This window comes from Nocardioides sp. T5 (assembly GCF_048161455.1).
GTDB lineage: Bacteria > Actinomycetota > Actinomycetes > Propionibacteriales > Nocardioidaceae > Nocardioides.
Genome location: NZ_CP182415.1, coordinates 824,110 through 841,140, shown reverse-complemented (window position 1 = coordinate 841,140; position 17,031 = coordinate 824,110). Strand labels below are relative to the sequence as shown.

The following is a 17,031-nucleotide window of genomic DNA, read 5'->3' as shown; positions in this document are numbered from 1 at the left end:
CGCTGCGCCGGCCGTCAGCTCTGGGGTACGACGTCGAGCGCGTCGAAGATGCGGGTCGTCACCTCGTCGACCTCGCCCATCCCGTCGACCTCGACGAGGATCCCGCGCTCGCGGTAGACGCCGATGAGGGGCTCGGTCTGCTCGGCGTAGACCTCCTGGCGGCGGCGGATGACCTCTTCGGTGTCGTCGGCGCGGCCATCGGTCTGCGCCCGCTGCAGCAGGCGCTGCACGAGCTCCTCGGCGTCGACCGTCAGCACGACGACGGCGTCGAGCTGGTGGCCGGTGAACGCGATCATCCCGTCGAGCTCGGTGACCTGGGCCAGGGTCCGCGGGTAGCCGTCGAGCAGGAAGCCGGACGCGGCGTCGGCCTCGTCGATGCGGTTGCGCACCATCAGGTTGGTGACCTCGTCGGGGACGTACTCGCCGGCGTCCATGAAGCGCTTGGCCTCGATGCCGAGCGGCGTGCCCTGGGACACGTTGGCGCGGAAGATGTCGCCGGTGGAGATCGCCGGGATGCCGAAGTGGTCGGCCACGAACCGGGCCTGGGTGCCCTTGCCCGCCCCCGGCGGGCCCATCAGGATCAGTCTCATCTACTTAAGGAATCCTTCGTAGTTGCGCTGCTGGAGCTGGCTCTCGATCTGCTTCACGGTGTCGAGTGCCACGCCGACCATGATGAGGATGGACGTGCCGCCGAACGGGAAGTTCTGGTTGGCCTGGATCATCGCGAAGGCGACGAGCGGGACCAGCGAGATCAGACCGAGGTAGAGCGCTCCAGGGAACGTGATGCGGGACAAGACGTAGGACAGGTAGTCCTCGGTCGGCTTGCCCGCCCGGATCCCGGGGATGAAGCCGCCGTACTTCTTCATGTTGTCCGCCACCTCGACGGGGTTGAAGGTGATCGAGACGTAGAAGTACGTGAAGAAGATGATCAGCAGGAAGTACGTCGCCATGTAGAGCGGGTGGTCACCGTTGACGAAGTAGGTCCCGATGAAGTCGAGCACGGGGTTCTGGCTCTCGGGGTTGAACTGCACCGCCATCGCCGGGAGGTAGAGCAGCGACGAGGCGAAGATGACCGGGATGATGCCGGCCTGGTTCACCTTGAGCGGGATGTAGGTGGAGTTGCCACCGAACATCTTGCGCCCGACCATCCGGCGGGCGTACTGCACCGGGATGCGGCGCTGCGCCTGCTCGATGAAGATGACGCCGGCGACGAGGATCAGGCCGATCACCATGACGATGGCGAAGGTGACCCAGCCCTGCGAGGTCTGCACGCTCCACAGGGACGCCGGGAAGGTGGCGACGACCTGGGTGAAGATCAGGATCGACATGCCGTTGCCGATGCCGCGGTCGGTGATGAGCTCACCGAGCCACATGATCACCGCGGTGCCGGCGGTCATGGTGACGACCATGACCAGGAACGTCGCGGTGCCGTCGTCGTGCAGCAGGTCGCGGGTGCAGCCCTGGAGCAGCGCCCCGCTGCGGGCGAGGGCCACGATGCCGGTGGCCTGCAGCACGGCAAGGCCGAGCGTCAGGTAGCGGGTGTACTGGGTGATCTTCGTCTGACCGGCCTGGCCCTCCTTCTTCAGCGCCTCGAGCCGTGGGATCACCACGACGAGCAGCTGCAGGATGATGGAGGCCGTGATGTAGGGCATGATCCCCAGCGCGAAGATGGTGAGCTGAAGCAGCGCACCACCCGAGAAGAGGTTGATCAGGCTGTAGAGGCCGCCCTCTTCGAGCTGGTCGATGCACGCCTGGACGTTGGCGACGTGCACACCCGGGGTGGGCACCTGGGAGCCGAGCCGAAAGATCGTGATGATCAGCAGGACGAAGAGCAGCTTGCGCCGCAGGTCCGGAGTCCGGAAAGCGTTGGCGAACGCGCCTAGCACTGGTTCCTCTTTCGTATGGGTGCCCAGCCAGGATCGGCGGGCGGACGAGACACCCTCGCCGTCGTACGGCGGAGGGCCCGGGGAAGCCTAACAGTCGGGGTTCGGCCCGCTTCCTCCCCGCTGACGACCAAGGGGAGAACGACGAAGGCCCGGCCGACAGTTCCCACTGTGGGCCAGGCCTTCACCGGATGAGCGAGATCGCAGCCTCAGGCCACGGTCGCGGTGCCGCCGGCAGCCTCGATCTTCTCCTTGGCGGAGCTCGAGAACGCGTCGGCGCTGATCTGGACGGCGACCGAGATGTCGCCCTGGCCCAGGACCTTGACGGGCTGGTTCTTGCGAACCGCGCCCTTGGCGACGAGGTCCTCGACCGTCACGGTGCCACCCTCGGGGAAGAGCTCCCCGAGGCGGTCGAGGTTGACGACCTGGAACTCGACGCGGAAGGGGTTCTTGAAGCCCTTCAGCTTGGGCAGGCGCATGTGGATCGGCATCTGGCCACCCTCGAAGGCAGCAGGCACCTGGTAGCGCGCCTTGGTGCCCTTGGTGCCGCGGCCGGCCGTCTTGCCCTTGGAGCCCTCACCGCGACCCACACGGGTCTTGGCGGTCTTGGCGCCCGGAGCGGGACGCAAGTGGTGCAGCTTGAGCGTCATGTCACTCCACCTCCTCGAACGTCACCAGGTGACGGACAGTGTTGATCATGCCCCGGATCTCCGGGCGGTCTTCCTTCACGACGACGTCGCCGATCCGCTTGAGACCGAGCGAGCGCAGCGTCTCGCGCTGGTTGGCCTTCAGGCCGACCAGTCCGCGCTTCTGCTGGACCTTGAGCTGTGCCATCAGGACTGCACCCCCGCGGTCTCGGTCTGGCCCTCGGCGCGCGCCTTGAGCAGCGCGGCGGGGGTCACGTCCTCGACGCGCATGCCACGGCGAGCAGCCACGGCCTCGGGCTCCTCGAGCATCCGCAGCGCCTCGACGGTCGCGTGGACGATGTTGATCTGGTTGGACGAGCCGAGCGACTTGCTCAGGACGTCGTGGATGCCGGCGCACTCGAGCACCGCGCGCACCGGGCCACCGGCGATGACGCCGGTACCGGGAGCGGCGGGACGCAGCAGGACGACGCCCGCGGCCTTCTCGCCCTGGACCGGGTGCGGGATGGTGCCCTGGATGCGGGGGACCTTGAAGAAGTGCTTCTTGGCCTCCTCGACACCCTTGGCGATCGCGGCAGGGACTTCCTTCGCCTTGCCGTAGCCGACGCCGACCAGGCCTTCACCGTCGCCGACGATCACGAGGGCGGTGAAGCTGAAGCGACGACCACCCTTCACGACCTTGGCGACACGGTTGATCGCCACGACTCGCTCGATGTAGACAGACTTCTCGGCCTGGCCACGACCGTTGTCGCGTCCGCGACGGTCGCCCGAGCCACCGCTGCGCTGTCCGCGCTGGGCTCCGCTCATGAGATGTGCTCCATATCTAAGTTCTCTCTCTGGTCGCGTGAGGCGATCAGAAGGACAATCCGCCCTCGCGGGCGGCATCGGCGAGGGCCGCGATGCGGCCGTGGTACTTGTTGCCGGCCCGGTCGAAGACGACGTCCTCGATACCGGCGGCCTTGGCACGTGACGCCACCAGCTCGCCGACGAGCTTGGCCTTGGCGGTCTTGTCGCCCTCGGTGCCACGGACGTCGGCCTCCATGGTGGAGGCGTAGGCCAGGGTGGCGCCCTGCAGGTCGTCGACGACCTGCACCGACAGGTGCTTGGCCGACTTCGTGACCACCAGGCGCGGACGCTCGGCGGTCCCGTTGATCCGCTTGCGACCACGCGCCTGACGGCGCAGGCGCGCCCGGACGCGGTTGGCGGTGTGCTTGTTGTTGCTCAGCGAGATCGCCATGTCACTTACCGGCCTTTCCGACCTTGCGGCGGATGTGCTCGCCGGCGTAGCGCACGCCCTTGCCCTTGTAGGGCTCGGGCTTGCGGAGCTTGCGGATCTTGGCCGCAACCTCTCCGACGAGCTGCTTGTCGATGCCGACGACGCCGAGCTTGGTCGGGCCTTCGGTGGTGAAGGTGATGCCCTCGGGGGCGTCGAAGATGATCGGGTGCGAGTAGCCGAGCTGGAACTCGAGCTGGGTCGGACCCTTGGGCAGGACGCGGTAGCCCACGCCCACGATCTCGAGCTTCTTCTCGTAGCCCTCGGTGACGCCCACCACCATGTTGTTGATGAGCGTGCGGGTCAGGCCGTGGAGCGAGCGGCTGTTGCGCTCGTCGTCGGGACGCTGAACCTCGAGGACGCCGTCCTCGCCCTTGGCGACCGTGATCGGCGCGGCGATGGTGTGCGACAGGGTGCCCTTGGGGCCCTTGACGGTCACCAGCGACTCATCGATCGCGACGTCGACACCGGACGGGACCGCGATGGGGAGCTTGCCAATGCGCGACATGCTTCTCTCTCTTCCTGGTCTCAGATGGTCCGGGTCACCAGACGTAGGCGAGGACTTCGCCGCCCACGCCCTTCTGGTTCGCCTGGCGGTCGGTGAGCAGGCCCTGCGACGTCGAGATGATCGCGACGCCGAGGCCACCGAGGACCTTGGGCAGGTTGGTGCTCTTGGCGTAGACGCGCAGGCCGGGCTTGCTGATGCGGCGAACACCCGCGATGGAGCGCTCCCGGTTGCGGCCGTACTTGAGGGTCACGGTCAGCGTCTTGCCGACCGAGGGCTCGCCCTCGGCGGTGACGTTGTCGGCGACGTCGTAGGAGGTGATGTAACCCTCCTGCTTGAGGATCTCCGCGAGGCCGGCCTTCATCTTGCTGTAGGGCATCGACACCACGTCGTGGTACGCCTGGTTGGCGTTGCGCAGACGCGTGAGCATGTCTGCGATCGGGTCAGTCATCGTCATGATGTGGTTCTTTCTCGTCGTGGTTTCCCGCAGCTCACGGCCGCGGGACCTTCAACGTGTGTGAGGTGATTACCAGGAGGACTTGGTGACGCCGGGGAGCTCGCCGCGGTGGGCCATCTCCCGCAGGCAGATCCGGCACAGGCCGAACTTGCGGTAGACGGCCTTCGGGCGACCGCAGCGCTGGCAGCGGGTGTAGCCGCGGACAGCGAACTTCGGCTTGCGGGCGGCCTTGACCTTGAGGGCAGTCTTCGCCATGTCAGTTCTCCTTGAACGGGAACCCGAGCTGCTTCAGCAGCGCGCGGCCCTCGTCGTCGTTGGTGGCCGTGGTGACGACCGTGATGTCCATGCCGCGCGACCGGTCGATCTTGTCCTGGTTGATCTCGTGGAACATGACCTGCTCGGTCAGACCGAAGGTGTAGTTGCCACGCCCGTCGAACTGCTTGGGCGAGAGACCGCGGAAGTCGCGGATGCGGGGCAGCGCCAGGGACAGCAGGCGGTCGAGGAACTCCCACATGCGGTCGCCGCGCAGCGTGACGTGGGCGCCGATCGGCATGCCCTCGCGCAGCTTGAACTGCGCGATCGACTTACGCGCCTTGGTCACGGCCGGCTTCTGGCCGGTGATCGCGGTCAGGTCGCGGATCGCGCCCTCGATGAGCTTGGAGTCACGCGCAGCCTCGCCGACGCCCATGTTGACCACGATCTTGGTCAGGCCGGGCACCTGCATGATGTTGGCGATGTCGAACTCGGAGCGCAGGGCGGGGACGATCTCCTCGCGGTAGCGCGCCTTGAGACGGGGAATCTCAGTGGTCTGGGTCTCGGCCATCTCAGATCTCCTTGCCGGACTTGCGGGACACGCGGACCGACCGGGTCGCGGCGTAGGTCGAGCCGTCGGGACGGCGCTTGGTGACCTCGTCGCGGCGGAAGCCGACGCGCGTGACGCCGTCACCCTCGACCAGCATCACGTTGGAGACGTGGATGGGGGCCTCGCGGGTGATGATGCCGCCGGTGGTGTTGGTCTGCTGAACGGACTTGGTGTGGCGCTTGACGAGGTTGACTCCCTCGACGATCACCCGGTCCTCCTCGCGGAGCACCGAGATGACCTTGCCCTGGGCACCCTTGTCCTTGCCAGCGATCACCTTGACGGTGTCGCCCTTCTTGATGTTCATGTTCTTACCCATCTCTCACAACACCTCCGGGGCGAGCGAGATGATCTTCATGAAGCGCTTCTCGCGCAGCTCGCGGCCGACGGGGCCGAAGATGCGCGTGCCACGGGGCTCGCCGTCGCTCTTGAGGATGACGGCAGCGTTCTCGTCGAAGCGGATGTAGGAACCGTCGGCGCGGCGACGCTCCTTGACGGTGCGCACGACCACGGCCTTGACGACGTCGCCCTTCTTGACGTTGCCACCGGGGATCGCGTCCTTGACGGTGGCGACGATGACGTCACCGATGCCGGCGTAGCGACGCCCAGAGCCACCGAGAACACGGATGCAGAGGATCTCCTTCGCACCGGTGTTGTCGGCGACCTTGAGTCGCGACTCCTGCTGGATCATTGATTTCTCCTGGTTGTCGAGCTGGTTCTCGCCCTCTCAACGGAGAGCGAGCCTGGCCGAACTGATATGTGGAAACTTGTGCTCGAGGCCGCGGGGCCTCAGGTCACTTGGCCTTCTCCAGCACCTCGACGAGGCGCCAGCGCTTGGTGGCCGACAGCGGACGGGTCTCCATGATGAGGACCCGGTCGCCGATGCCGCACTGGTTGGTCTCGTCGTGCGCCTTCAGACGCGACGTCTTGCGCAGGACCTTGCCGTAGAGGGCGTGCTTCACGCGGTCCTCGACGGCGACGACGATGGTCTTGTCCATCTTGTCGCTGACGACGAGGCCCTCACGGACCTTGCGCTGGTTGCGCTCGTCGGCCGACTGGGTCGCAGTGTTCTCGCTCATGCCTTCGCCTCTTCGTTGGTGCCCGGGGTGGTACGGATGCCGAGCTCGCGCTCGCGGACCACGGTGTAGATGCGGGCGATGTCCTTCTTGACCACGCGCAGGCGGCCGTTGCTCTCGAGCTGGCCGGTCGCGGCCTGGAAGCGCAGGTTGAACAGCTCCTCCTTGGCCTCGCGCAGCTTGGCCTCGAGGGCGGTTGCGTCGAGCTCGTCGAGCTCGTGTGCGTTGAGCTTGGTAGCCATCAGAATTCACCGGCCTCACGGGAGATGAACCGGCACTTCATCGGGAGCTTGTGCATCGCGCGGCGCATGGCCTCACGAGCAGTCACCTCGTCGACACCGGAAAGTTCGAACATGACGCGGCCGGGCTTGACGTTCGCCACCCACCACTCGGGCGAGCCCTTGCCGGAACCCATGCGGGTCTCGGCGGGCTTCTTGGTCAGGGGACGGTCCGGGTAGATGTTGATCCAGACCTTTCCGCCACGCTTGATGTGACGGGTCATGGCGATACGGGCCGACTCGATCTGTCGGTTGGTCACGTAGTGACCCTCGACAGCCTGGATCCCGAAGTCACCGAAGGCGAGCGACGTGCCGCCCTTGGCGGCGCCGCGACGCTTGGGGTGGTGCTGCTTGCGGTGCTTGACACGACGGGGCATCAACATGGCTCAGGCCTCCGTTCCTGCGCTCGGTGCCGCCTCGGCCGGAGCCTCGGTGGACTCGGCGCGAGGTGCGCGGTCGCCGCGCGAGCCACGGCTCGGGCGCTCGCCACCACGGGTGTTGGGACGACCGCCGCGACCCGGAGCACCGGCGCGGGCGGCCTGCTGGGCCTGGCGCTCGGCACGGGTGCCGGCGACCTCGCCCTTGTAGATCCAGACCTTCACGCCGATGCGGCCGAAGGTGGTCTTGGCCTCGTAGAAGCCGTAGTCGATGTCGGCGCGGAGCGTGTGCAGGGGCACGCGGCCCTCGCGGTAGAACTCCGTGCGCGACATCTCGGCACCGTTGAGGCGACCCGAGCACTGGATCCGGATGCCCTTGGCACCGGAGCGCATCGAGGTCTGCATGGCCTTGCGCATGGCGCGGCGGAACTGCACGCGGCCGGCGAGCTGCTCGGCAACGCCCTGGGCGACCAGCTGCGCGTCGATCTCGGGCTGCTTCACCTCGAGGATGTTGAGCTGCACCTGCTTGCCGGTGAGCTTCTCGAGCTCGCCGCGGATGCGGTCGGCCTCCGCGCCGCGGCGACCGATGACGATGCCCGGGCGGGCGGTGTGGATGTCCACCCGCACGCGGTCACGGGTGCGCTCGATCTCGACCTTGGAGATGCCCGCCCGCTCCATGCCCTTGGAGAGCAGCTTGCGGATGGCGACGTCCTCACCGACGTACGACTTGTAGAGCTTGTCGGCGTACCAACGGCTCTTGTGGTCGGTGGAGATGCCCAGGCGGAAGCCGTTCGGGTTGATCTTCTGACCCATCAGGCACCCCTTCCGTTCTTGTTGGCGCGGCCGTTCTTCGTGGCCAGCGCGTCGGCCGGCTGCACCGCGAGGGTGATGTGGCTGGTGCGCTTGTTGATGCGGGTCGCACGGCCCTGGGCACGGGGACGCCAACGCTTCATCGTCGGGCCCTCGTCGACCATGGCGACGGAGAGCACGAGGTCGGCCCGGTTGAGGCCCTCGGTGGTCTCCGCGTTGGCGATCGCGCTCTCCAGCACCTTGTAGACGGTCTCGGAGGCGGCCTGCGGCGCGAACTGCAGCAGGGTCAGGGCCTCGTCGACCTGGAGGCCGCGGACCATGTCGACGACACGGCGGGCCTTCATCGGGGTGATCCGCACGTAGCGTGCGCTCGCATAGGCGCCCGGCTGGTCGCCGAGCAGCGTGCTGCGGCGCGCACTGGTGCGGCTGCGCTCGGTGGTGCTCATCGACGGCGTCCCTTCCGGTCTTCCTTGACGTGCCCGCGGTAGGTGCGGGTGGGGGCGAACTCCCCGAGCTTGTGGCCGACCATGGAGTCGGTCACGAAGACCGGGACGTGCTTGCGACCGTCGTGCACGGCGATGGTGTGGCCGATCATGTCGGGCACGATCATCGACCGGCGCGACCAGGTCTTGATGACGTTGTGGCTGCCCTTCTCGTTCTCGGCGTCCACCTTCTTCTGAAGGTGGTCGTCGACGAAGGGGCCCTTCTTGAGGCTGCGAGGCATGTCGGTTACTTCCTACCCTTGCCGGACTTGCGACGACGGATGATCTGGGAGTCGCTGGCCTTGCGCTTGCGCGTGCGGCCCTCGGGCTTGCCCCAGGGGGAGACGGGGTGGCGACCACCGGACGTCTTGCCCTCACCACCACCGTGCGGGTGGTCCACCGGGTTCATGACGACACCGCGGACGGTCGGGCGGACGCCCTTCCACCGCATGCGGCCGGCCTTGCCCCAGTTGATGTTGGACTGCTCGGCGTTGCCGACCTCACCGATCGTGGCGCGGCAGCGCACGTCGACGAAGCGCATCTCGCCCGAGGGCATGCGCAGCGTGGCGCGGCTCCCCTCACGGGCGACCAGCTGGGCGGAGTTGCCGGCCGAGCGGGCGATCTTCGCGCCGCCGCCCGGACGCATCTCCACGCAGTGGATGGTCGTACCGACCGGGATGTTGCGCAGCGGCAGGTTGTTGCCGGGCTTGATGTCGGCGTTGGGGCCGGACTCCACCGGGGTGCCCTGGGTCAGACCCTTGGGCGCGACGATGTAGCGCTTCTCGCCGTCGGCGTAGTGCAGCAGCGCGATGCGAGCGGTGCGGTTGGGGTCGTACTCGATGTGAGCGACCTTGGCCGGGACGCCGTCCTTGTCGTAGCGACGGAAGTCGATGATGCGGTAGGCGCGCTTGTGACCGCCACCCTTGTGCCGGGTGGTGATGCGGCCCTGGTTGTTGCGACCGCCGTTCTTGGGCAGCGGGCGCGTCAGCGACTTCTCGGGCGTGGACCGGGTGATCTCGACGAAGTCGGCCACCGACGAGCCACGACGGCCCGGGGTGGTCGGCTTGTACTTGCGGATAGCCATATCAGTTTCCTAGTCAGGAGCCCGGTCAGGAGACCGGACCTCCGAAGATGTCGATGCGGTGACCCTCGGCGAGGCTGACGATCGCGCGCTTGGTGTTGGGCCGCTTGCCCAGGCCGTAGCGGGTGCGACGCGTCTTGCCCTGGCGGTTGATCGTGTTGACCGAGGTGACCTTGACGTCGAAGACCTTCTCGACCGCGATCTTGATCTCGGTCTTGTTGGCGTCCGGGTGGACGATGAAGGTGTACTTGTTGGCGTCGAGCAGGCCGTAGCTCTTCTCCGACACGACCGGGGCGATCAGGACGTCGCGGTGGTCCTTGTGCAGGGTGCTCACTTGTCGCTCTCCTTCTGGTCGGCACGGGTCAGACCGGCGGCCTCCGCGTCCTCGGCGGACTTGAACCAGAAGTCGCCACCGGAGACGTCGTAGGCGGCGTCGCCCTCGACGAGGTAGGTGCCGGACTGCAGGCCCTGGACCTCGTAGCCCTTCGGGTTCTTGCCGCTCTTGAGCGGGGCCTTCGCACCGGCGGGGAGCGCCGGCTCGTCGGTGGCCTGCTCGGTCGCGACGGGCGCGGCCGACTCGGACTTCGCGGTGGAGGCGCCAGCGACGCTGGTGCCGTTCACGAAGGCGTCGTAGGCACCCTTGGTGAAGACCACGTCGTCAGCGGCGACCACGTCGTAGGTGTTGAGCTGGTCGACGGCGACGATGTGGACCTCGGGCGCGTTGCGCAGCGAGAGCCAGGTGAGGGCGTCGGAGCGCTCGAGCACCACGAGGTAGCCCACGCGGTCGGTCAGCGACGTCAGCGCGGCGATCGCGGCCTTGGTGGAGGGCTTGTCGCCCGACACCAGACCGTCGACCACGTGCACGCGGCCGTTGCGGGCCCGGTCGGAGAGGGCACCGCGCAGGGCGGCGGCCTTCATCTTCTTGGGGGTGCGCTGGGAGTAGTCGCGCGGCTGCGGGCCGTGGACGGTGCCACCGCCGGCGAACTGCGGGGCGCGGGTCGAGCCCTGGCGGGCGCGGCCGGTGCCCTTCTGCTTGTAGGGCTTGCGGCCACCGCCGCGGACCTCGCCGCGGGTCTTGGTGGCGTGCGTGCCCTGGCGTGCAGCAGCCTGCTGCGCCACGACGACCTGGTGGATCAGGGGGATGTTGACCTCGACGTCGAAGATCTCGGCGGGGAGGTCCACCTTGACGGTGTTGACAGCCATGCTCAGGCCTCCTTGCCAGTAGCGGCGGAGTTCTTGGCGGCCGAGCGAAGGACGACGAGACCGTTCTTGGGGCCGGGAACGGCGCCCTTGACCAGGATCAGGCCCTTGTCGGCGTCGACGGCGTGCACCGTCAGGTTCTGGGTGGTGACCGTGTCGGTACCCATGCGGCCCGACATGCGGGTGCCCTTGAACACGCGACCCGGGGTGGCGCAGGCGCCGATGGAACCGGGCTTGCGGTGGTTGCGGTGCGCACCGTGCGAGGCGGAGACGCCGGAGAAGCCGTGACGCTTCATGGTTCCGGCGAAGCCCTTGCCCTTGCTGGTGCCGGTGACGTCGATCTCCTCGCCGGCGGCGAAGGTCTCGACGGTCAGCTCCTGGCCCACGGTGTAGCTCGCGGCGTCGGCCGTGCGGATCTCCGCGACGTGGCGACGCGGCGTGACGCCGGCCTTGGTGAAGTGACCGGCCTCGGGCGAGTTGACCTTGCGGGCCTCGATCTCGCCGAAGCCGACCTGGATGGCGTTGTAGCCGTCCACCTCGGGCTGGCGGACCTGGGTCACGACGTTGGTCGCGGCCGCGATCACGGTGACGGGGACGACCTTGTTGTTCTCGTCCCAGAGCTGGGTCATGCCGAGCTTGGTGCCCAGCAGCCCCTTCACGTTGCGTTCGAAAGTCTTAGCCATGTCGTCGCCTCAGAGCTTGATCTCGATGTCGACACCGGCAGGCAGATCGAGACGCATCAGCGAGTCGACGGTCTTCGGCGTCGGGTCGATGATGTCGATCAGGCGCTTGTGCGTGCGCATCTCGAAGTGCTCGCGGGAGTCCTTGTACTTGTGGGGCGAACGGATGACGCAGTACACGTTCTTCTCGGTCGGCAGCGGCACAGGGCCGGCGACCTTCGCACCCGTACGGGTGACGGTGTCCACGATCTTCCGCGCCGAGGTGTCGATCACCTCGTGGTCATAGGCCTTGAGCCTGATGCGGATCTTCTGTCCCGCCATAGGTCCCTGTCCTCTTCGATCTCGTACGCCTGGTCTGGTTTCGGCTCTCCGCCCCTGGTGGGCGGGTGCCGCCTGTCTCTCCTCCACCCTCCGACCCCCGCGGTCGGGCGTGTCGCGCTGCCAACTGAAACTGATCTGGCTCGTGACACGACCCCGAGGGGAAGCGGTGATGCTCTGGGTGGCACCCGACGGTTGTCGGATCTGGTCGGGTCTCCGATCACCATGTGACCTGGTGCGGTGCACGCAGACGACTGGCTCGATCAAGGAGACGCGATTCAGAAGTCAAGGTGTGTGCCGCACCCCGGCGACCCGCCGGAGCAACCGGAACATCTTGACAGACCGGACGCGCCCACGCCAAATCGCACACGTCGGACCGGCCGGCGGCCCGGGCCGAAGGCCTCTTGCCGCGCCCCGGAGGCCGACCTACCGTCGACGGATGGCCGGCCCGGTCGCGCTCCTGCTCTGCACCCTGATGCTGGGTGCGGCGGTGGGGCTGGCCCTCTACCAGGCCGAGCTGGGCCGGGTGGTGCGCGGCGTACGCACCCGCCTCTCCCCTCCCCCGGCCAGGCCGTCGGCCCCGTCGATCGAGCAGCTCGCGGCGTCCCTGCGGCGGGTGCGGCGCGAGGTCGTCTCCCCCGTGCCCGGGACCCCGATGGCGCGCCGGCGCGGCACCGTGGCGGCGTACGACGACCTGCTGGCGCTGGCGGCACGCGCGCTCGGGGTGCCGGACCTGCTGACCGGCATGCGCGAGGGCGCCGACCGCGACCCCGAGCGGCTGCGCCTCGAGCACCTCCTCCGCGACGCCGGCCTGGTGCTCGATCAACCGCGGTCGGACCGCCGGTAGCAGAAGTCGGCGATGTCGCGGCCGACGTCGCGGCCCTTCCGCTCGAAGCGGGTGACCGGCCGCTCGTCCCACCGCTCGACGCGGCCGCCCTCGAGGGTCGGCTCCGCGTCGAGGACCTCGCGCATCTGGTCGGCGTAGTCCCCCCAGTCGGTGGCCAGTCGCCACGCGCCACCGGGCACCAGTCGCGACGAGGCGAGCGCGGCGTTGGCGGGGTTCACCAGCCGCCGCTTGCGGTGCTTGGTCTTGCGCCACGGGTCGGGGAAGAAGGTCCAGAGCTCGGCGAGGCTGGCCGGGCCGAGGAGGTTCTCGAGGGTCCAGACGGCGTCGACGGAGCAGAAGCGCACGTTGTCGGCGCCTGCCTCCGCGACGCGCCACAGCGAGTCGGCGATACCGGGGAGCCACACCTCGAGCCCGAGCACGTTGTGGTCGGGGCGCGCGGCAGCGAGCACCGACGTGGCCTCACCGATGCCCGGCCCGATCTCGACGATCAGGGGCGCCTCGCGACCGAACCACTCCGTGAGCGAGAACCCCGGGCGGTCGACGGCCTCCTCGGGGATCACCCAGTCGGCGTGGTGGGCGGCCCACGACTCGGCCTGGCGCGGCGTGAAGCGGCTGCCCCGCCGCGAGTAGGTGAGCACCTCCCGCATCCGGCGCCCGTCCGCGGTGAGCTTGTGGTGCGGGCGGGCGGGGCGTACGACGTCGTTCACGAGGTCCATCCTCCCCGCTCCCCCGGGTCGGACGCACATCTGCGCCGACGGGTCAGAGGTGCTCGAGCGCGCCCGTGAGCACCGAGCGCAGCCGCTGCTCGATGTCGTCGAACTCGGGCTGGCCGATGATGAGCGGCGGCGCGAGCTGGATCACCGGGTCGCCGCGGTCGTCGGCCCGGCAGTAGAGGCCGGCCTCCCACAGCGCACCGGAGAGGTAGCCGCGCAGCAGCCGCTCGGACTCCGCGTCGTCGAACGTCTCCTTGGTCTCGCGGTCCTTGACCAGCTCGATGCCGTAGAAGTAGCCGTGCCCGCGCACGTCGCCGACGATCGGGATGTCGAGCAGCTTCTCCAGGGTCGCGCGGAACGCGGGGGCGTTCTGCTGGACGTGGTCGGTGAGGCCCTCCCGCTCGAAGATGTCGAGGTTGGCCATCGCCACCGCCGACGACACCGGGTGGCCGCCGAAGGTGTAGCCGTGCGCGTAGGCCGTCGCGCCCTGCTTGAAGGGCTCGAACAGGCGGTCGCTGGCGATCATCGCGCCGATGGGCGAGTAGCCCGAGGTCATGCCCTTGGCGCAGGTGATGATGTCGGGCTGGTAGCCGAACTCGGTCGCACCGAACATCTCCCCCACCCGGCCGAACGCACAGATCACCTCGTCGGAGACGAGCAGGACGTCGTACTCGTCGCAGATCTCGCGGACCCGCTCGAAGTAGCCGGGCGGCGGCGGGAAGCAGCCGCCGGCGTTCTGGACCGGCTCGAGGAACACGGCCGCCACGGTGTCGGGGCCCTCGAACTCGATGGCCTCGGCGATCCGGTCGGCGGCCCAGCGGCCGAACGCCTTCTCGTCGTCGCCGACATACTCGGGACGCCGGTAGAAGTTGGTGTTGGGCACCTTGTGGGCACCCGGGACCAGCGGCTCGAACATCTCCTTCAGCGGCGGGATGCCCGTGATGGACAGCGCGCCCTGCGGGGTGCCGTGGTAGGCGACGGCACGGGAGATGACCTTGTGCTTGTTGGGCCTGCCGGTGAGCTTGTAGTACTGCTTGGCGAGCTTCCAGGCCGACTCGACCGCCTCGCCGCCGCCGGTGGTGAAGAAGACGCGGTTGAGGTCGCCGGGGGCCATCGCCGCGATCCGGTCGGCGAGCTCGACGGCACGTGGGTGCGCGAAGGACCAGAGCGGGAAGAACGCGAGCTCCTTGGCCTGCCTCGCGGCCGCCTCGGCGAGCTCCTCGCGGCCGTGGCCGACCTGGACGACGAACAGGCCGGCGAGGCCGTCGATGTACTCGCGTCCGTGGCTGTCCCAGATCTTGTGCCCCTCGCCCCGCACGATCAGCGGCATCTCGCCGCCGTTCTCGTAGGTCGAGTGCCGCGTGAAGTGCAACCAGAGGTGGTCGCGCCCGGCGGCCTGGTAGTCGAACGACTGGTCGATGCTCATCGTGTACCCCAGTTGTAGTGCTGCTTGTTGAGCTTGAGGTAGACGAACGTCTCCGAGGAGACGACGCCCTCGAGCTCTCGGACCTGACGGATGACGTCGAGCAGGTGCGGGTCGTCCTCGCACACCACCTCGACGAGGAGGTCGAAGCTGCCCGCGGTGGTGACCACGTAGTCGACCTCGGGCACGGCGGCGAGCCGGTCGCCCACCTTCATCGGGTCGCCCTCGGTGCGGACCCCGATCATGGCCTGGCGCGTGAAGCCGACCTGCGTGGGATCGGTGACCGCGACGACCTGCATCACCTCGGAGTCCAGCAGCTTCTGGACCCGCGCGCGGGCCGCGGCCTCGGAGAGGCCCACCGCCTTCGCGATGGCGGCGTACGAGATCCGGCCGTCCTCCTGGAGCAGCTCGATGATGCGCTTGGCGGTCGCGTCGAGCCGCACGGTCCCCTCACCCACGCCCGTCCCCGCTTCGCTCGCTCATGGCGCCCATCGTGGTGCCCGAACCGGCGGTCCGCAAGTCATCGAGCGCGGAATCCGCATTTCGCGGCTGTTAATTCTGCGATTCCCGCACAATCTTCGGCAACAACTATGGCGATGGTCGCCCCACCCGTCCTAGTCTCCCCTCACTGCACCCGACCGGGAGGACCCCCGTGACCAGCCCACGCACGCTGCGCAACTTCATCGGTGGCACGTACGTCGACGGCGGCGCCGGCGCCACGAGCGACGTCGTCGACCCGACGACCGGCCAGGTGGTCGCCCACGCCCCCGTCAGCGGCGCGGAGGAGGTCGACGCGGCCTACGAGGCGGCCGGGCGGGCCTTCGGCGAGTGGGGTCGTACGACGCCCTCCGAGCGGCAGCAGGCGCTCCTGGGCATCGCCGACGCCATCGAGTCGCACGCCGAGGAGCTGATCGCCCTCGAGTCGGCCAACACCGGCAAGATCAAGGCGCTCACCGCGAGCGAGGAGATCCCGCCGATGGTGGACCAGCTGCGCTTCTTCGCCGGCGCGGCGCGGGTGCTGGAGGGCAAGGCCGCGGGCGAGTACCTGGCCGGCCACACCTCGTGGATCCGGCGCGAGCCGATCGGCGTCGTCGGCCAGGTGACGCCGTGGAACTACCCGCTCCTCATGGCGGTGTGGAAGATCGGCCCGGCCCTGGCGGCCGGCAACACCGTGGTCCTCAAGCCGAGCGACACCACGCCGGAGAGCACCCTGCGGCTGGCCGAGATCGCCGCGGAGCACCTGCCCGCGGGCACGCTCAACGTGGTGACCGGCGACCGCGAGACCGGACGCCTCCTCGTCGAGCACCCCACGCCGGGACTGGTGGCGATCACCGGCTCCGTCCGAGCCGGGGCCGAGGTCGCGGCGAGCGCCGCACCCCAGGTCAAGCGGGTGCACCTCGAGCTGGGCGGCAAGGCGCCGGTCGTGGTCTTCGACGACGCCGACATCGAGGCCGCCGTCGAGGGCATCGCGATCGCCGGCTACTTCAACGCCGGACAGGACTGCACCGCGGCCACGCGGGTCCTCGTCGCCCCGGGCATCCACGACGACTTCGTCGCCGCGCTCGCCGACTACGCGAAGGGGTCGGCCCCGGTGGGTCTGCCCGACGACGAGGACGCCCTCTTCGGCCCCGTCAACAACGCGACCCAGCTGGCCCGGGTGAGCGGGTTCATCGAGAACCTGCCGGCCCACGCCACCGTGTCCGCCGGCGGCAACCGGCGTACGGACCTCGGCGACGGCTACTTCCTCGAGCCGACCGTCCTCTCCGGGCTGCGGCAGGACGACGAGGCGATCCAGAACGAGATCTTCGGCCCCGTCATCACGGTGCAGCGCTTCACCGACGAGGAGGAGGCGGTCCGCTGGGCCAACGGCGTCGACTACGGCCTCGCGTCGTCGGTGTGGACCAGGGACTTCGGCCGGGCGATGCGCATGTCGAAGGCGCTCGACTTCGGGTGCGTGTGGATCAACACCCACATCCCCCTCGTCGCGGAGATGCCGCACGGTGGCTACAAGAAGTCCGGCTACGGCAAGGACCTCTCGATGTACGGCTTCGAGGACTACACCCGCATCAAGCACGTCATGGCCAACATCGAGATCTAGAGGGCGAGAGCCGAGCGACGCGAGGAG

28 protein-coding genes are annotated in these 17,031 nt (G+C 68.6%); 2 read left to right on the top strand and 26 right to left on the bottom strand.

Going from position 1 to position 17,031, the window contains the following annotated elements; translation table 11 throughout:
• Window positions 1–14: 14 nt before the first annotated feature.
• The 23 genes from ACNKF0_RS04085 to rpsJ form a co-directional block, all read right to left on the bottom strand.
• Window positions 15–590 carry an adenylate kinase gene (locus ACNKF0_RS04085; protein WP_416955967.1) on the bottom strand — a complete coding sequence of 192 codons (576 nt, stop codon included), beginning with the start codon at window positions 588–590 and terminating at the stop codon, window positions 15–17.
• A complete protein-coding gene (secY, locus tag ACNKF0_RS04080) occupies window positions 591–1,886 on the bottom strand; it encodes a preprotein translocase subunit SecY (protein WP_416955965.1) in 1,296 nt (431 codons plus the stop codon).
• Window positions 1,887–2,092: 206 nt separating this feature from the next.
• Complete coding sequence (rplO, locus tag ACNKF0_RS04075) at window positions 2,093–2,533, bottom strand: 50S ribosomal protein L15 (protein ID WP_299922687.1); 441 nt, start codon at window positions 2,531–2,533, stop codon at window positions 2,093–2,095.
• 1 nt (window position 2,534) lies between these two features.
• Entirely contained in the window at window positions 2,535–2,717 is a 183-nt protein-coding gene (rpmD, locus tag ACNKF0_RS04070; protein WP_056599717.1) for a 50S ribosomal protein L30, read from the bottom strand.
• Window positions 2,717–3,334 (bottom strand): 30S ribosomal protein S5, encoded by a 618-nt coding sequence (gene rpsE, locus ACNKF0_RS04065; protein WP_299922690.1) that lies wholly within the window; start codon window positions 3,332–3,334, stop codon window positions 2,717–2,719. Before rpsE ends, rpmD begins: the two co-directional genes overlap by 1 nt.
• 46 nt (window positions 3,335–3,380) lie before the next feature.
• Entirely contained in the window at window positions 3,381–3,764 is a 384-nt protein-coding gene (gene rplR, locus ACNKF0_RS04060) for a 50S ribosomal protein L18 (protein WP_299922692.1), read from the bottom strand.
• A gap of 1 nt (window position 3,765) precedes the next feature.
• Complete coding sequence (rplF, locus tag ACNKF0_RS04055; RefSeq protein ID WP_254182544.1) at window positions 3,766–4,308, bottom strand: 50S ribosomal protein L6; 543 nt, start codon at window positions 4,306–4,308, stop codon at window positions 3,766–3,768.
• 34 nt (window positions 4,309–4,342) lie between these two features.
• Window positions 4,343–4,762, bottom strand: a complete 420-nt coding sequence (gene rpsH, locus ACNKF0_RS04050) for a 30S ribosomal protein S8 (RefSeq protein ID WP_172262165.1) — start codon at window positions 4,760–4,762, stop codon at window positions 4,343–4,345.
• A 69-nt stretch (window positions 4,763–4,831) separates the two neighbouring features.
• A complete protein-coding gene (locus tag ACNKF0_RS04045) occupies window positions 4,832–5,017 on the bottom strand; it encodes a type Z 30S ribosomal protein S14 (RefSeq protein ID WP_011757321.1) in 186 nt (61 codons plus the stop codon).
• A gap of 1 nt (window position 5,018) precedes the next feature.
• Window positions 5,019–5,585: a 50S ribosomal protein L5 gene (rplE, locus tag ACNKF0_RS04040; RefSeq protein ID WP_191278207.1), complete on the bottom strand. Its 567-nt coding sequence runs from the start codon at window positions 5,583–5,585 to the stop codon at window positions 5,019–5,021.
• Window position 5,586: 1 nt separating this feature from the next.
• The gene (rplX, locus tag ACNKF0_RS04035; protein ID WP_216659223.1) at window positions 5,587–5,940 is read right to left on the bottom strand and encodes a 50S ribosomal protein L24; all 354 of its coding nucleotides are present in this window, start codon (window positions 5,938–5,940) and stop codon (window positions 5,587–5,589) included.
• Between the two features lie 3 nt (window positions 5,941–5,943).
• Window positions 5,944–6,312, bottom strand: coding sequence for a 50S ribosomal protein L14 (gene rplN, locus ACNKF0_RS04030; RefSeq protein WP_299922704.1), 369 nt, complete (start codon window positions 6,310–6,312; stop codon window positions 5,944–5,946).
• Between the two features lie 103 nt (window positions 6,313–6,415).
• Window positions 6,416–6,700 carry a 30S ribosomal protein S17 gene (gene rpsQ / locus ACNKF0_RS04025; RefSeq protein WP_210439927.1) on the bottom strand — a complete coding sequence of 95 codons (285 nt, stop codon included), beginning with the start codon at window positions 6,698–6,700 and terminating at the stop codon, window positions 6,416–6,418.
• The gene (gene rpmC, locus ACNKF0_RS04020) at window positions 6,697–6,939 is read right to left on the bottom strand and encodes a 50S ribosomal protein L29 (protein ID WP_206054509.1); all 243 of its coding nucleotides are present in this window, start codon (window positions 6,937–6,939) and stop codon (window positions 6,697–6,699) included. Before rpmC ends, rpsQ begins: the two co-directional genes overlap by 4 nt.
• Window positions 6,939–7,358, bottom strand: coding sequence for a 50S ribosomal protein L16 (gene rplP / locus ACNKF0_RS04015; RefSeq protein ID WP_210650189.1), 420 nt, complete (start codon window positions 7,356–7,358; stop codon window positions 6,939–6,941). Before rplP ends, rpmC begins: the two co-directional genes overlap by 1 nt.
• A gap of 3 nt (window positions 7,359–7,361) precedes the next feature.
• Window positions 7,362–8,165, bottom strand: coding sequence for a 30S ribosomal protein S3 (gene rpsC / locus ACNKF0_RS04010; protein WP_299922711.1), 804 nt, complete (start codon window positions 8,163–8,165; stop codon window positions 7,362–7,364).
• Complete coding sequence (gene rplV, locus ACNKF0_RS04005) at window positions 8,165–8,608, bottom strand: 50S ribosomal protein L22 (protein WP_299922713.1); 444 nt, start codon at window positions 8,606–8,608, stop codon at window positions 8,165–8,167. Before rplV ends, rpsC begins: the two co-directional genes overlap by 1 nt.
• Entirely contained in the window at window positions 8,605–8,886 is a 282-nt protein-coding gene (gene rpsS, locus ACNKF0_RS04000) for a 30S ribosomal protein S19 (RefSeq protein WP_090969263.1), read from the bottom strand. Before rpsS ends, rplV begins: the two co-directional genes overlap by 4 nt.
• Before the next feature lie 5 nt (window positions 8,887–8,891).
• Window positions 8,892–9,728, bottom strand: a complete 837-nt coding sequence (gene rplB, locus ACNKF0_RS03995; RefSeq protein WP_299922718.1) for a 50S ribosomal protein L2 — start codon at window positions 9,726–9,728, stop codon at window positions 8,892–8,894.
• 25 nt (window positions 9,729–9,753) lie between these two features.
• The gene (gene rplW, locus ACNKF0_RS03990) at window positions 9,754–10,059 is read right to left on the bottom strand and encodes a 50S ribosomal protein L23 (RefSeq protein ID WP_186342465.1); all 306 of its coding nucleotides are present in this window, start codon (window positions 10,057–10,059) and stop codon (window positions 9,754–9,756) included.
• Window positions 10,056–10,928 carry a 50S ribosomal protein L4 gene (rplD, locus tag ACNKF0_RS03985; protein ID WP_416955956.1) on the bottom strand — a complete coding sequence of 291 codons (873 nt, stop codon included), beginning with the start codon at window positions 10,926–10,928 and terminating at the stop codon, window positions 10,056–10,058. Before rplD ends, rplW begins: the two co-directional genes overlap by 4 nt.
• A 2-nt stretch (window positions 10,929–10,930) precedes the next feature.
• Entirely contained in the window at window positions 10,931–11,608 is a 678-nt protein-coding gene (gene rplC, locus ACNKF0_RS03980) for a 50S ribosomal protein L3 (RefSeq protein ID WP_299922725.1), read from the bottom strand.
• A 9-nt stretch (window positions 11,609–11,617) separates the two neighbouring features.
• The gene (gene rpsJ / locus ACNKF0_RS03975; RefSeq protein ID WP_008360994.1) at window positions 11,618–11,926 is read right to left on the bottom strand and encodes a 30S ribosomal protein S10; all 309 of its coding nucleotides are present in this window, start codon (window positions 11,924–11,926) and stop codon (window positions 11,618–11,620) included.
• A 436-nt stretch (window positions 11,927–12,362) separates the two neighbouring features.
• Here rpsJ and ACNKF0_RS03970 point away from each other — a divergent pair, with 436 nt between their 5' ends.
• Window positions 12,363–12,770 carry a hypothetical protein gene (locus ACNKF0_RS03970; RefSeq protein WP_416955953.1) on the top strand — a complete coding sequence of 136 codons (408 nt, stop codon included), beginning with the start codon at window positions 12,363–12,365 and terminating at the stop codon, window positions 12,768–12,770.
• Here the strand turns inward: ACNKF0_RS03970 and trmB are convergent.
• From trmB to ACNKF0_RS03955, 3 genes are read right to left on the bottom strand one after another with little or no spacing between them, the layout of a single operon-like run.
• Window positions 12,746–13,486 (bottom strand): tRNA (guanine(46)-N(7))-methyltransferase TrmB, encoded by a 741-nt coding sequence (trmB, locus tag ACNKF0_RS03965; RefSeq protein ID WP_416955951.1) that lies wholly within the window; start codon window positions 13,484–13,486, stop codon window positions 12,746–12,748. The genes ACNKF0_RS03970 and trmB overlap by 25 nt on opposite strands.
• A 43-nt stretch (window positions 13,487–13,529) precedes the next feature.
• Window positions 13,530–14,909, bottom strand: coding sequence for an aspartate aminotransferase family protein (locus ACNKF0_RS03960; protein ID WP_416955949.1), 1,380 nt, complete (start codon window positions 14,907–14,909; stop codon window positions 13,530–13,532).
• A complete protein-coding gene (locus ACNKF0_RS03955) occupies window positions 14,906–15,364 on the bottom strand; it encodes an Lrp/AsnC family transcriptional regulator (protein WP_299922733.1) in 459 nt (152 codons plus the stop codon). Before ACNKF0_RS03955 ends, ACNKF0_RS03960 begins: the two co-directional genes overlap by 4 nt.
• 194 nt (window positions 15,365–15,558) lie before the next feature.
• On the opposite strand from ACNKF0_RS03955, the gene ACNKF0_RS03950 reads away from it, so the two are divergent.
• Window positions 15,559–17,004 carry a gamma-aminobutyraldehyde dehydrogenase gene (locus ACNKF0_RS03950; RefSeq protein ID WP_416955947.1) on the top strand — a complete coding sequence of 482 codons (1,446 nt, stop codon included), beginning with the start codon at window positions 15,559–15,561 and terminating at the stop codon, window positions 17,002–17,004.
• Window positions 17,005–17,031: the final 27 nt, after the last annotated feature.